Consider the following 13980-nt stretch of genomic DNA (forward strand, 5'->3'; position numbering starts at 1 on the left):
GGCCTTCTCCTTGACGCGGCCTCAGGCAGCCGTGTGTCGCGGACGGTTCGGGGCAACTGCGGGCAATTCCGGGCGGTTCTGGGCGGCTCCGGTCAGGCGGAACTGACGTCGGCGGAGCGGACGTTGTGGCCGAGAGGGGACCGTTCCCGCGCAATTCCGCCGTGCGGGCGCACGGTTCAGCCACCGCTGCCGGCGTCGCCGGACGGGTGCGCGGCGCTCCGCCCCGCCCCTCTGAGCCGCCACAGCCGGGCCCCGGTCAGCGCCAGTAGCGCCAGGCCGGCGAGCGGATAGCCGGCGGAGAGCAGCATCTGCGGGCCGTTCTGGTGCAGCTCCTCGTGCTGGTGCCAGCGGTGCGGCACCCACCACAGCGCGAACGAGCAGAAGAGCAGCCCCAGTGCGCCGGCCGCCACCCACCGGCGGCGGGCCGCGGTGCCCGTCCGGTGCAGTGCCTCGGAGCCGAGCAGCACCAGCATCGGTACGCACCACACCCAGTGGTGGGACCACGAGATCGGGCTGACCAGGAGCGCGGTCGCCGCGCAGGCGACGGCCGCCCAGGCGCGCTGCCCACGCAGCAGCGCCCCGACCGCCAGCGCCAGCCCGATCACCCCGGTCAGACCGGCGGCCACGGCCCAGGAGGCGCCCGGGTCGTGGGTGTGCAGCAGCCGGGCGAGGACACCGCGCAGCGACTGGTTGGCGGTGATCTCCACCTCGCCGACCCGGTCGGCGGCGTACACGGTCTCGGTCCAGAAGCGGTGGGAGTCGCGGGGCAGCACGAGCGCCGAGAGCAGCGCGGTGGCCAGGAAGGTGGCGGTGGCGACGGTGGCCTGACGCAGCCAGGGGTTCCAGGCGGCACGGAGCCCCGAGCCGGAGCGGAGCAGCTGCCCGGCGCGCACGAGGCCGGCCAGCGCGAGGAACACCGCGAACAGCGCCGGGGTCAGCTTGATGCCGGCCGCGATCCCGATGCCGATCCCCGCGAGCCGCCGGCCGTCCCTGCGGGTGAGGTCCCACAGCACCAGCACGGCGATCAGCAGGTTGATCTGGCCGTAGCGCAGCGTCGTCCAGACCGGCTCGCACCACACCAGCAGCGCGGAGACCGCGAAGGCCGCGGCGGGCCGCGGCAGCCGCCGGGGCAGGCCGGCCAGCCGCAGCGAGAGGTGGACGACGCCGACGAGCAGCAGCAGGTTGCCGGCGGTGGCGAGGGTGCGCATCTCCGGGACGCCGAGCAGGGTGAGCGGGGTGAACAGCAGGGCGGCGAAGGGCGGGTAGGTGTTGGGCAGGTGCGCGGAGGTCGCCACCATGTCGTAGAGGGACGCGCCGTCGCGGACGGTGAAGCCCTCGGCGCGGTAGACCATCAGGTCGATCATCGTCACGTGCAGCAGGCGCTGCACGGTCCAGAAGACGGCGAAGGAGACCAGGCAGCCGAGGGCCGCCGCGAGGGTCGGGTGCCGGCGGACGAGGCCCCCGCCGGGGCGGGTGCCGCCGGCGTCGGCGGACTGCTCCAGCTCCAGCGCGGTCACGGCGTACGACTCCCCAGGACGTATCGGGCACAGGCCGCCGACAGTACCGCGCGTCGCACCGGAGGGCCCCGGCAGAACGATTTGGCGAAAGCCGGGGAGGTCCGTGTAATGTAGGCGATGCCGCAGCGGGGAACCGGGCGGAAAACAGAACACGGGGCTATAGCTCAGTTGGTAGAGCGCCTGCATGGCATGCAGGAGGTCAGGAGTTCAATTCTCCTTAGCTCCACAGCGAACGGAGCAGGTCGTCCGATACGGGCGGCCTGCTTCGTCGTGCGTGTGCGGACCGGGTGCCCCGGGGGTCCGTGACCGGTGGGGAGTTCCTCCGGGTCCGCGCTGACAGTCGGTCAGGGGCGCTTCCGTCATGACGCGTTGGCTGTCCGCTTCGTGCTCATTCCTGACCAGTCCTTGTCGTTCCTTGGGCTCATCTTGGTGATCGCATGTCCCTGACATGAACGGTTCACCGAAAGAGTGGCGCATCGCGTGAACGTGACATCTCACGCCTCCACCGCTCGTGCGGTGCCGCGCACCGGCACGCCGCGCAGCGCGGTACCCCGCAGCGCACCGCATCGCCACCCAAGGGGTCACATGAGAGCAAGCCGCACCAGATCACCGCGCGCCCGGGCCGGCCTGGCCTGGGCAGCGACGCTGCCGTTGGTCGCCGGCGCGCTCGCGCTCGGCGCACCCGCCGCCGACGCCGCGGGCCACGACGGCGGCCGGCACGCCCTGCAGGGCACCAAGCCCGGATGGGCCACCCGGCAGGCCGACCAGGGCGCCACCGCCGCCTCCACGGCCGTCACCGCCCGCGTCTACCTGGCCGGCCGCGACGCCAAGGGCCTCGCGGCCCACGCCCGCGCCGTGTCCGACCCGCACTCCGCCGCGTACGGGAAGTACCTCGGCCCCGCCCAGGTGCGCGCCCGCTACGGCGCCACGCACCACCAGATAACCCAGGTGGCCGACTGGCTGAAGAAGTCCGGCCTGAAGATCACCGGCACCACCAACCGCTATCTGACGGTCAGGGGCGACGCGGCCGCCGCCGAGCGCGCCTTCGCCACCGACCTGCACAACTACCGCAAAGGCGGGCACACTTACCACGCCCCGTCGGCCACCGCCTCCGCGCCCGGCTCCCTGGCCGGAGCGGTACTGACGGTCACCGGCCTGGACAACGCGCCGCGCCTGGCCAAGCACCACTCCGGCGAACTGCCGCCGCCGGAGGGCGTCTTCCGCAACGCCGGCCCGTTCTCCTCGTACTACGGCTCCCGTACCGACAAGACGCTGCCGTCCGCCTACGGACACAAGGCGCCGTACGCGGTCAAGGGCTACACCGGCAGGCAGCTCCGCGCCGCCTACGGGGCGAAGAAGTGGACCGGCAAGAACGTCACCGTCGCGATCACCGACGCCTACGCCTCGCCGACCATCGCCAAGGACGCGGACACCTACGCCGCCCGCAACGGCGACCCCCGCTACCGCCGGGGCCAGCTCTCCCAGGTCCTGCCCGAGGACTACACGCACGTCAAGGAGTGCGGCGCGGCCGGCTGGTACGGAGAGGAGACCCTCGACGTCGAGGCCGTCCACGCCGTCGCCCCCGACTCCGACATCGTCTACGTCGGCGGCGCCTCCTGCATGGACGACGATCTGCTCGACTCCCTCGGCAAGATCGTCGACGGGCACCTCGCCGACATCGTCTCCAACTCCTGGGGCGACATCGAGGCGAACGAGACCCCGGACGTGGCCGCCGCCTACGACCAGATCTTCCAGCAGGGCGCGGTCCAGGGCATCGGCTTCTACTTCTCCTCCGGCGACAACGGTGACGAGGTCGACAACACCGGCACCAAGCAGGTCGACACCCCCGCGAACTCCGCCTGGGTGACCGCCGTCGGCGGCACCTCCCTGGCCGTCGGCAGGCACGACGCCTACCAGTGGGAGACCGGCTGGGGCACCCGGAAGGCGGTGCTCTCCAAGGACGGCAACGACTGGACCGGCTTCCCCGGCGCCTACAGCGGCGGCGCCGGCGGCGGCACCAGCAAGACCGTCGCGCAGCCCTTCTACCAGCGCGGAGTCGTCCCCGACGGACTCGCGAAGGCGAACGGCGGCGGCGCGAAGCGCACCGTGCCGGACATCGCCGCGGTCGCCGACCCCAACACCGGCTTCCTGGTCGGCCAGACCCAGACCCTGCCGGACGGAAAGCTCGGCTACGACGAGTACCGCATCGGCGGCACCTCACTGGCCGCCCCGGTGATCGCGGGCGTCCAGGCGCTCGCCCAGCAGGCCCGGCACGGCGTCGCCGTCGGCTTCGCCAACCCCGGCATCTACCAGCGCTACGGCACCGGCGCCTACCACGACGTCACCGATCACCCGCTCGGCGCGGGCCGCGACCTGGCGGTCGTCCGCGTCGACTACGTCAACGGCACCGACGCGAGCAAGGGCACCACGACCTCGCTGCGCAGCCTGGGCAAGGACAGCTCCCTGCGCGCGGTCGTCGGCTACGACGACGTCACCGGCGTGGGCACGCCGGGCGCCGGCTATGTGAGCTCCTACCGCCCCTGAGGCCAGGGCGCGCCGCTTCCTTCCCCGCCCGGTGGTGCGGCGGCAGGAGGGCGGGGTAACAGGGTGCGGGGCCCGTGGTGGGGTAATCCTCAGCGCGGGCCCCGTACGCCCTGCGGTACCCTGACGCCATGCGTGCCGTACGCCTTCTGCTTAGCGGGCCGCGCTGATCAGTACCGACGGTTGACAGAACCCGTCGGAATCGGCGCGGCTTCCCCTCCTGTGCGAGGGGTCTTTTTGTTTCCGGCGTGCCGGAGATCTGGCGCGTTTCCGCTGGCAGAGACGATCGATGGAGCTTTGAGGACGATGAGCGAGACGACCACCGCTGCCGAGGTCGCAGCGCCGCACCGCTATACGGCCGCGCTGGCCGCCGACATCGAGGCACGCTGGCAGGACTTCTGGGAGGCGAACGGGACCTACGAGGCCCCGAACCCGAAGGGCGACCTGGCCGGCGACGCCGAGACGGCGGCCCGCCCCAAGAAGTTCATCATGGACATGTTCCCGTACCCGTCGGGCGCCGGCCTGCACGTCGGGCACCCGCTGGGATTCATCGCCACCGACGTCTACGCCCGCCACCAGCGCATGACGGGCCACAACGTCCTGCACACCCTGGGCTTCGACGCCTTCGGCCTGCCCGCCGAGCAGTACGCCGTCCAGACCGGCACCCACCCGCGGGTCTCCACCGAGGCCAACATCGTGAACATGCGGCGCCAGCTGCGCCGCCTGGGCCTGGGCCACGACCAGCGCCGCTCGGTCGAGACGATCGACCCGGCGTACTACAAGTGGACCCAGTGGATCTTCCTGCAGATCTTCAACTCCTGGTACGACCCGGAGGCGGACGCCGCCCGCCCGATCGACACCCTGGTCGCCCAGTTCGAGGCCGGCACCCGCGACACCCCCGACGGCCGGGCCTGGAGCGGGCTGACCGCTCTGGAGCGGGCCAACGTCCTGGGCGAGTACCGCCTGGCGTACGCCTCGGACGCCCCGGTCAACTGGTGCCCCGGCCTGGGCACGGTGCTGGCCAACGAGGAGGTCACCGCCGACGGCCGCTCCGAGCGCGGCAACTACCCGGTCTTCAAGGCCAAGCTGCGCCAGTGGAACATGCGCATCACCGCCTACGCCGACCGGCTGCTGAACGACCTGGACGCGCTGGACTGGCCGGAGGCCATCAAGCTGCAGCAGCGCAACTGGATCGGCCGCTCCGAGGGCGCCCGGGTCGACTTCCCGGTGGGCGATGACAAGATCACCGTCTTCACCACCCGCCAGGACACCCTGTTCGGCGCGACGTACATGGTGCTGGCACCCGAGCACCCGCTGGTCGCCGGCTCCGACAACGGCCACGGCGCGGGCTCCATCGTCCCCGACGCCTGGCCCGAGGGCACCCACGACGTGTGGACCGGCGGCCATGCCACCCCCGGCGACGCCGTAGCCGCCTACCGCAAGCAGGCCGCCTCCAAGTCGGACGTCGAGCGCCAGGCCGAGGCCAAGGACAAGACCGGCGTCTTCACCGGCGCCTTCGCGACCAACCCGGTCAGCGGCGAGCAGGTCCCGGTCTTCATCGCCGACTACGTCCTGATGGGCTACGGCACCGGCGCGATCATGGCCGTGCCCGCGCACGACAGCCGTGACTTCGCCTTCGCCCGCGCCTTCGAGCTGCCGATGCGCTGTGTGGTCGAGCCGTCGGACGACCGCGGCACCGACCCGTCCACCTGGGACGACGCCTTCGCCTCGTACGACGCGAAGATCGTCAACTCCGCCGGTGCGGACATCTCGCTGAACGGCCTGGGGGTGACCGAGGCCAAGGCCAAGATCACCGATTGGCTGGCCGGCGAGGGCATCGGCGAGGGCACCGTCAACTTCCGCCTGCGCGACTGGCTGTTCAGCCGGCAGCGCTACTGGGGCGAGCCGTTCCCGATCGTCTACGACGAGGACGGGGTGGCGCACGCACTGCCCGAGTCGATGCTGCCGCTGGAGCTGCCCGAGGTCGAGGACTACTCCCCGCGGACCTTCGACGCCGACGACGCCGACACCCAGCCGGAGACCCCGCTGTCCCGCAACGAGGACTGGGTCCACGTCGACCTGGACCTGGGCGACGGCAACGGCATCAGGCGCTACCGCCGCGAGACCAACACCATGCCCAACTGGGCGGGTTCGTGCTGGTACGAGATGCGCTACCTGGACCCCCACAACAGCGACGCACTGGTCGACCCGGAGACCGAGCAGTACTGGATGGGCCCGCGCGAGGGGCAGCCGGCCGGCGGCGTCGACCTGTACGTGGGCGGCCAGGAGCACGCCGTACTGCACCTGCTGTACGCCCGCTTCTGGTCCAAGGTGCTGCACGACCTGGGCCACGTCTCGTCCTCCGAGCCGTTCCACAAGCTGTACAACCAGGGCATGATCCAGGCCTTCGTCTACCGGGACAGCCGCGGCATCGCCGTCCCGGCCGCCGAGGTCGAGGAACGTGACGGCGGCTACTACTACCAGGGCGAGAAGGTCAGCCGCGTCCTGGGCAAGATGGGCAAGTCCCTGAAGAACGCCGTCACTCCGGACGAGATCTGCGCCGAGTACGGCGCCGACACCCTGCGCCTGTACGAGATGGCGATGGGCCCGCTGGACGTGTCGCGCCCGTGGGACACCCGGGCCGTCGTCGGCCAGTACCGGCTGCTGCAGCGCCTGTGGCGCAACGTCGTCGACGAGGCGACCGGTGAGGTCACCGTCGTCGACGGCGAGCCGGACGAGGCCGCCCTGCGCGCCCTGCACAAGGCGATCGACGGCGTCACCCAGGACATGGCGAACCTGCGCTTCAACACCGCCATCGCCAAGGTCACCGAGCTGAACAACCACCTGACCAAGGCGGGCACCCCCGTCCCGCGCACGGTCGCGGAGCGGCTGGTGCTGCTGATCGCCCCGCTGGCGCCGCACATCGCCGAGGAGCTGTGGCGCAAGCTGGGCCACACCGGCTCCGTGGTGTACGCGGACTTCCCGGTGGCCGACCCGGCGTACGTCGTGGACGAGACCGTGACCTGCGTCGTTCAGATCAAGGGCAAGGTCAAGGCGCGGCTGGAGGTCGCCCCGTCGATCTCCGACGCCGACCTGGAGGCGGCGGCCCTGGCCGAGCCGGCCGTGGTCGCGGCGCTGAACGGCGCGGGCATCCGGAAGGTCATCGTCCGGGCGCCGAAGCTGGTGAACATCGTGCCGGCGTAGTCCGTCGGCGGCGCCCGGGACTGTTCCCGGGCGCCCGGCAGCGGAGCGCTGGGGACGCCGCCGCTGCCGCACCGGGCCGACCGGGAGACCGTTCGGCCCGCACCGCCGGTGCTCCGCGAGCACCATGGGTGGTTTCCCCTACGGGCAGGTTGGGGGTTCTTCCGGAACCCGCGACCTGCCCGAGCCGTTTACCGTGGAGATACCGGGCGCGGGCCGGAAACCGGCGCCGCCGACACGTTCTGGGGAGAGCCATGGAAGCCGCCGCCGCCATCATCGGACTGCTTTTCGTGCTGTTCGTTCTGGCCGGGGTCTTCGTGACGGTCAAGGCGGTCCAGGCGGCCAAGCGCGGAGTGGACCGCACGGTCGCCCACGCCCGCCGTACCGTCGAGGACACCACCCTCCGGGCCCGCCAGATCGCCCAGCCCGGCGTGGTCGGCGAACTGGCGCAGCTGCGGCTCTCGCTGCGCACCTCCATGCGCTCCACCCAGGAGGTGCTCTACGGGGGATCGCCGGACGACGCCTCCCTCAGCGAGGCCATCGGCCTCTTCGAGCGGCTCAGCGCCCATGGCCACGAGCTGGACGACGAGCTGAAGCGGCTCGAACGCGAACCCGACCGCGCCACCATCGCCACCCGCCTCCCGGACCTCCGGGAGCGCCTGGAGCGGATCACCCACTCCGCGGAGTCGCTGCGCTGGGCCGCACGCGACCGCGCACGCAAGTTCGCTGACGACGACCTGGCCTCCCTGAGCGACCAGATCGATGTGGAGTCCGGGGCCCTGCGCCACTGGACCCGGGTCGACGACGTCGCGGACCCCCTGCGCGACCCCGTACCGGGCCGTGCGGACGCCGCGGGACCGGGAGAGCCGGCGAGCCCGGCGGGAGGGCAGCAGCCGCAGGGGCCCGCACGGGCCGGTGCCGCCGGCGGCCCCTCGAACCCCGCCGCCCGGCCGGACAGCGCGACCGAGCCCCGCTCCTGGGGCCCGACGCCCGAGGACCCGCCGGCCATCACCGCCCGTGACCCGCGCACCCAGCCGTCCTACCCGTGGCAGAAGACCCCGCGCCCCGAGGCACAGCGGACGGAGGCTCCGCGGACGGAGGACACGACCAGATGAGGCGATAGGGGCAGGGGCAGGGGGAGGGGCGAGGGGTGGGGTGGGGGCGGGGCGGGGCCCCGGGAGAGAACCCGGTGAGGCCCGCGGAGAGCCAGTGGAGAACCAGCTGAAGGGGCCGTCCCGGCGGGTTTGGGCCTCTCCAGTCCCTGGGGGCGCTGAGGGGGACGCGTGGGAGGATCGAGGACGAGTGGGACGGCAGAGGGTTGACGCGGTCGCGCGGTCCCAGGCACCGGCCCCAGGTGGTCATCGGCTCCAGGCCTCGGCGCCGTCTTGCGGTGGGCTCTTGGCAGAGCCTTGGGTAAACCTGGAGGATCTTGGGGAGGGGCCCGCACTGTGCGGCATCCGTATCCCCGGATAACCTCCCTGTCATGTCCCGCCATGTCGCTATCGTCACCGATTCCACGGCCTACTTGCCGCGGGCGGCTGTCGAGCGTCACCGCATCACGGCCGTACCACTGACCGTCGTCCTGGGGGACCAGGCCCTGGAAGAGGGCACCGAAATCTCCGCGAGATCCCTCGCCCAGGCGCTGCAGAAGCGGCGGCCCGTGACGACCTCCCGGCCCAGCCCCGAGACGTTCGCGGAGACCTACCGCAAGGTCGCGGCGACCGGCGCGAGCGGCATCGTCTCGCTCCACCTCTCCTCGGAGTTCTCCGGCACGTACGACGCGGCGGTGCTCGCGGCGCAGGAAGCTCCGGTGCCCGTGCATGTCGTGGACACCGGAATGGTGGCGATGGCTCTCGGGTTCTGCGCCCTCGCGGCCGCGGAGACGACGGAGGCCGGCGGGAGCATGGACGAGGCGGTCGCCGCCGCGGAGAAGCGTGCGGCGGGCACCTCCGCCTACTTCTATGTCGACACGCTGGACTATCTGCGCCGCGGTGGCCGGATCGGCGCGGCGCAGGCGCTGCTCGGCTCCGCGCTCGCGGTCAAGCCGCTGCTCCAACTGGCCGACGGGCGGATCGAGCTGCTGGAGAAGGTCCGTACGGCCTCCAAGGCCATCGCGCGGCTCGAGGAGATCGCCGCGGAGCGGGCGGGCGAGGGCCAGGTCGATATCGCGGTGCAGCATCTCGCCGCGGCGGAGCGCGCGGAGGCCCTGGCGGAGCGGCTCCGGGAGCGGGTTTCCGGGCTCAACGAGCTGCATGTGAGCGAGGTGGGCGCGGTGATCGGCGCGCATACGGGGCCAGGGCTGCTGGGGGTTGTGGTCTCGCCGCGGTGAGAGGGGCGGAGGGGTGTCCTGTGGGTGACGGAGTTATCCACAACTGAGGCTCTGTCCACCGGATTTGAGGCCGTTCGGCGGGATCTGCGCGGGGTGCTTAGCGTCGGTCGGTATGAACTTCTATCGATCTGCGTCATGGGGATGTGCGGGCTCGGCAGGGGCGTTGGGGCCGGGGGCGGTGCCGGGGTGGGCCTCGGATTCGGTTCCGGGACCAGTTCCGGGGTCGGTTTTGGGGTCGCTTCCGGGGCCGGGCCCGGCGGCAGCGGTGGCGTCGGCAGCGGGGCTGGAGCCGTTGGGGGTGTCGGCCGGGGCGGAGTCGTTATCGCTGCCGGGTGGGTCGGATGCTTCGGGGCGTGCAGATCCGTTGGCTTCTCCGGGGGCTGGGCGTCCATCCGGCTCCGCCGACTCATCGGTGACATCTGGTCCTTCCGTCTCGTCGTCCGCGCCGCCTGCCTGGTCAGCGTCACCTGGGTCACCTGGGGCACCTGAGTTATCTGGGGCACCTGGGTCACCTGCGGAGTTCGCGTCATCCCTGCCATCCCCGCCATCCGCGTCGTCTGCGCCGGATCGGCGGGAGCAGGATCGCGAGAGGGTACGGGCCCGGGCGGCGGCGATCTTCGGCGACGTGGGGGTTGCCGTCGAGGCCGGTCCGCCGTCTCCTGGGCACGATCCGCCGGGGAGAGGCCGTGGGGAGCGGGTGTGGTGTGCCGTGCGCGAACGGCTCCCGTTGTGGGTGCAGTTACGGTGTGGCACCGACCCGAAGGCGCTCGCCGCCCTGGTCCTGGTGCTCGTGGTGGCCGTGGGGTTCGCCGTGCAGCACTTCTGGACGGGCCGCCCCGAGCCGGTACGGGCCCCGGCTGCCGAACGGGCCGGAGGGGCGCCCGGCCCTGGGCCGCGGGCACCGCAGCCGCCGTCCGCCTCGTCGACCGCCACTGCGGCGGCTAATGGCCCGCCGGGCAGTACGGGGCGGCAGCTGGTCGTCGATGTCGCGGGCAAGGTCCGGCACCCGGGAATCCAGCGGATGCCGGCGGGGTCGCGGGTGGTCGACGCCCTGCGGGCCGCGGGCGGTGTGCTGCACGGGGCGAATATCCGCGGGCTCAACCGGGCGCGGCTGCTGACCGACGGCGAGCAAATCGTGGTCGGTGCGCCCGGTGGTGGGGCCGGGGGCGGTGCGGGGGCCGCTGACGTGGGGGCCGGGGGGACGGGGAGTGGGGCGCCGAGTGCCGGGGGCGGTCCGGGCGGACCGGTCAGTCTCAGTACCGCGACCGAGCAGCAGCTCGACGCCCTCCCCGGAGTGGGGCCCGTCCTGGCCCGTCACATCGTTGAATTCCGCACCCAGCACGGTGGGTTCACCTCCGTGGACCAGCTCCGCCAGGTGACTGGTATCGGTGACCGCCGGTTCGCCGATCTGCGCCCCCTGGTGGTGCCATGACCGGCCCCCGCGCCACCGTGCACGCCACGGCGGCATCGCCGCACGGCGCCTCGGACCCGTATCAGGAGGGCCCCGCCGATCTGCGCCTTGTCGCGCCCGCGCTGGGCGCCTGGGCGGCCGCGGCGATCGGTCTGGGTGTCTCCGGTGGGGGAGTGGCAGCGGCCTGTGGCGTGGCCGTGGTGCTCGCGGCCGTCGCGCTACGGGCCGCTGCGGTGCGGCGCCGGGCCGAGCGTGAACCGGGGGAGGGGCGGCACCCCGGTGCTGGTCCTCGGGCCGGCGGGGAAGGCGCTGAACCGTCCCGTCGCCGAGATTCGCGCCTCCGGTCGGCCGGTGGGCTCGTGGCCCTGGCCGCGGTGTTGCTGTGTGCCGCGGCGGGGGCCGCTTCCGCCGCACTGCATGCCTCGGACCTGCGACGGGGGCCACTGCCCGCCCTGGCGAAGCAGTACGCGCGGGCCACGGTGGAGTTGGAGGTGACCGGTGATCCACGGCTGACCCGCCCCAAGGTGCGGGGCTCCCAACGGACGCCCCCGGTGCTGGTGTTCACGGTCGACGCCGTCCGTGTCACGGCGCCGGACGGTGAGGTCACCGCCGTCCGCACACCGGCCCTGGTGGTCGTACAGCAGCCCGGTGGAGGAGGCGGCGCAGGGAGCGGGCACGACGGAGCCGACCGCCGTGCCGACGCCGGTGGGGGCATCGCGTCGGCGTGGCGGGGATTGCTGCCGTCGACGCGGATTCGGGTCGCGGCGCGTGCTGCGCCGCCGCTGTCGTCGGGTGACCAGGTGGCCGCCGTGCTGCGGGTCACGGGCGATGCGCCGCCGGTCAAGGTGCGGGAGCCGGACGCGCTGCAGCGGTTGGCGGGGAGTCTGCGTGCCGGGCTGCGGGAGGTCACCGGCGGACTGCGTCCCGATGCCCGTGCGCTGCTGCCGGGCCTCGTGGTGGGGGACACCTCGCGCGTACCGCCGGATCTGGACGACGCGTTCCGTGCCACCGACCTGACGCATCTGCTCGCCGTGTCCGGCAGCAATCTGACGATTGTGCTCGCGCTGCTGGTCGGACCGCCGCATCTCGCGAGCCGCGCCGAGCGCCGTGGGCTGGCACCGCGTCTGCGACTGTCCCTGCGCGGTACGGCAGTCATCGGCGGCGCGCTCGCTCTCGGCTTCGTCGTGGTGTGCCGACCGGACCCGAGCGTGCTGCGGGCCGCCGCCTGCGGGCTGATCACCCTGCTCGCGATCGGCACCGGCCGCCGCCGTTCCCTGCTCCCCGCGCTCGCCGCCGCTGTCCTGCTGCTGGTTCTGTACGACCCGTGGCTGGCCCGCAGCTACGGCTTTCTGCTCTCCGTCCTGGCCACCGGCGCGCTGCTGTTGCTCGCGCCGCGTTGGAGCGCCGCACTGCAACGGCGCCGGGTGCCGCCCCGGCTCGCCGAGGTGATCGCGGCCGCGGCCGCCGCCCAGGCGGTCTGCGCACCGGTCGTCGCCGTGCTGGCGGCCCGGGTGGGCCTGGTCGCCGTGCCCTGCAACCTGCTGGCCGAACTGGCCGTGGCGCCCGCGACGGTCCTGGGCTTCGCGGCCCTCGCCGCCGCTCCGCTCGTGCCGCCGGTCGCCCAGGCGGTGGCGTGGTGCGCGGGCTGGCCCGCCGAGTGGATCGCCGGTGTCGCCCGTACGGGAGCGGCGCTGCCGGGGGCGGAGTTCGCCTGGCCCGGCGGCTGGGCCGGTGGGCTGGCGCTGGCGGCCGCCACGCTGGTGCTGGTGCCGGTCGGGCGCAGGGTGCTGCGCCGTCCCTGGCTGTGTGTGCTCTGCGCGCTGGCGTTGATCCTGGCGGTGTGCCGCCCCGCGCCGTTCACCCGTGCGCTGACCGGCTGGCCGCCGCCGGGCTGGCGCGCCGTGGTCTGCGACGTCGGACAGGGTGACGGCCTGGTGCTGGCCGCCGGTGACGGTACGGCGCTGGTGGTGGACACCGGGCCCGAGCCCCAGGCCATCGACCGCTGCCTGACCGACCTGGGTGTGCGCCGCATCCCGTTGCTCGTCCTGACGCACTTCCACGCCGACCATGTGGACGGGCTGCCGGGGGCGCTCCGTGGGCGTGCGGTCGGCGCGATCGAGACCACGACGCTGCAAGAGCCTCCGGGGCAGGCGCAGTTCGTGCATGCCACGGCTGCCGCGGCCCGGGTGCCGGTCGTCCGCGCCACACCGGGGGAGCGCCGCCGTCTGGGGCCGCTGACCTGGGAGGTCCTGTGGCCACCCGCCCCGCCACCGGGCCTTCCCCGCCCTGGCGGTCCCGACAATCCCGGCAGCCCGAGCATTCCCGCCGACCCCGGCGACCTCGACGGTCCCAACGACGCCAGCGTCACCCTGCTCGTCCGTACGGGAGGGCTGACCATCCTGCTGCTCGGTGACCTCGAACCGCCCGCGCAGCAGGGGCTGTTCGCCGCGCATCCCGAGCTTGGTGGCGTCGATGTCCTGAAGGTGGCACACCACGGTTCCGGCTACCAGGACCCGTCGTTGATGCACCGGCTGGCGCCGCGTCTGGCGCTGATCTCCTGCGGCGCCGACAACCCGTACGGCCATCCGGCACCCCGTACCGTCGCGGCGCTCCGCGCCCAGGGCGCCCGGGTGTTGCGTACGGACACCGACGGCGCCATCGCGGTCCTCGGCACCACGGCCGGGCTGTCCGCCACGGTCACCGGCCACCGAGTCACCGACCGCCCGGCCGACGGCCCGAGAGTCCGGGCCCGCCCGCAGCGCGGTGTGCGCGGAGCCAACGTGCGCGGAGTCGGCGCGCGCGGAGCCGGTGTGCGGACGGCAGGCAACCGCCGCCCCAGGAGGCGTCCCAAGAGGCGTCCCCGCGCCCCGCCTGGTGGCAGCCGCAGAGGCCGCACACGCCACAGAGGTGGCAGCGGCCGCGGCCGCAGGCCATCACAGCCGGACAAATGGAGGTAAAGCGTCAAATCAGGATCTGTAGAC

Annotated in this window: 7 protein-coding genes and 1 tRNA gene; 7 read left to right on the plus strand and 1 reads right to left on the minus strand. The window is 73.1% G+C overall.

Annotated features, from left to right (window positions below; genetic code table 11):
• Positions 1 to 176 precede the first annotated feature (176 nt).
• Entirely contained in the window at positions 177 to 1517 is a 1341-nt protein-coding gene (locus tag ACWC9R_RS18545) for a glycosyltransferase 87 family protein (protein WP_450732763.1), read from the minus strand.
• A gap of 153 nt (positions 1518 to 1670) precedes the next feature.
• Here ACWC9R_RS18545 and ACWC9R_RS18550 point away from each other — a divergent pair.
• The 7 genes from ACWC9R_RS18550 to ACWC9R_RS18580 all read left to right on the plus strand — a co-directional run bounded on the left by ACWC9R_RS18550 (position 1671) and on the right by ACWC9R_RS18580 (position 13956).
• A tRNA-Ala gene (locus ACWC9R_RS18550) sits at positions 1671 to 1743 on the plus strand.
• 359 nt (positions 1744 to 2102) lie between these two features.
• Positions 2103 to 4061 (plus strand): S53 family peptidase, encoded by a 1959-nt coding sequence (locus tag ACWC9R_RS18555; protein ID WP_450732765.1) that lies wholly within the window; start codon positions 2103 to 2105, stop codon positions 4059 to 4061.
• 303 nt (positions 4062 to 4364) lie between these two features.
• On the plus strand, positions 4365 to 7262 hold the full coding sequence (locus tag ACWC9R_RS18560; protein ID WP_450732767.1) for a leucine--tRNA ligase: 2898 nt from the start codon (positions 4365 to 4367) through the stop codon (positions 7260 to 7262).
• A gap of 251 nt (positions 7263 to 7513) precedes the next feature.
• Entirely contained in the window at positions 7514 to 8374 is an 861-nt protein-coding gene (locus tag ACWC9R_RS18565; RefSeq protein ID WP_450732769.1) for a hypothetical protein, read from the plus strand.
• A 368-nt stretch (positions 8375 to 8742) separates the two neighbouring features.
• Positions 8743 to 9588, plus strand: a complete 846-nt coding sequence (locus ACWC9R_RS18570) for a DegV family protein (RefSeq protein WP_450732771.1) — start codon at positions 8743 to 8745, stop codon at positions 9586 to 9588.
• Positions 9589 to 10297: 709 nt separating this feature from the next.
• Positions 10298 to 11020 carry a helix-hairpin-helix domain-containing protein gene (locus ACWC9R_RS18575; RefSeq protein WP_450732773.1) on the plus strand — a complete coding sequence of 241 codons (723 nt, stop codon included), beginning with the start codon at positions 10298 to 10300 and terminating at the stop codon, positions 11018 to 11020.
• Complete coding sequence (locus ACWC9R_RS18580) at positions 11017 to 13956, plus strand: ComEC/Rec2 family competence protein (protein WP_450732775.1); 2940 nt, start codon at positions 11017 to 11019, stop codon at positions 13954 to 13956. Before ACWC9R_RS18575 ends, ACWC9R_RS18580 begins: the two co-directional genes overlap by 4 nt.
• Positions 13957 to 13980 lie beyond the last annotated feature (24 nt).

It is taken from the genome of Streptomyces sp. NPDC001219, from assembly GCF_053597915.1.

Bases quoted from the DNA above. Each gene is read 5' to 3' on its own strand.
- ACWC9R_RS18555 (WP_450732765.1), top strand. From the start codon at position 2,103: ATGAGAGCAAGCCGCACCAGATCACCGCGCGCCCGGGCCGGCCTGGCC.
- ACWC9R_RS18560 (WP_450732767.1), top strand. From the start codon at position 4,365: ATGAGCGAGACGACCACCGCTGCCGAGGTCGCAGCGCCGCACCGCTAT.
- ACWC9R_RS18565 (WP_450732769.1), top strand. From the start codon at position 7,514: ATGGAAGCCGCCGCCGCCATCATCGGACTGCTTTTCGTGCTGTTCGTT.
- ACWC9R_RS18570 (WP_450732771.1), top strand. From the start codon at position 8,743: ATGTCCCGCCATGTCGCTATCGTCACCGATTCCACGGCCTACTTGCCG.
- ACWC9R_RS18580 (WP_450732775.1), top strand. From the start codon at position 11,017: ATGACCGGCCCCCGCGCCACCGTGCACGCCACGGCGGCATCGCCGCAC.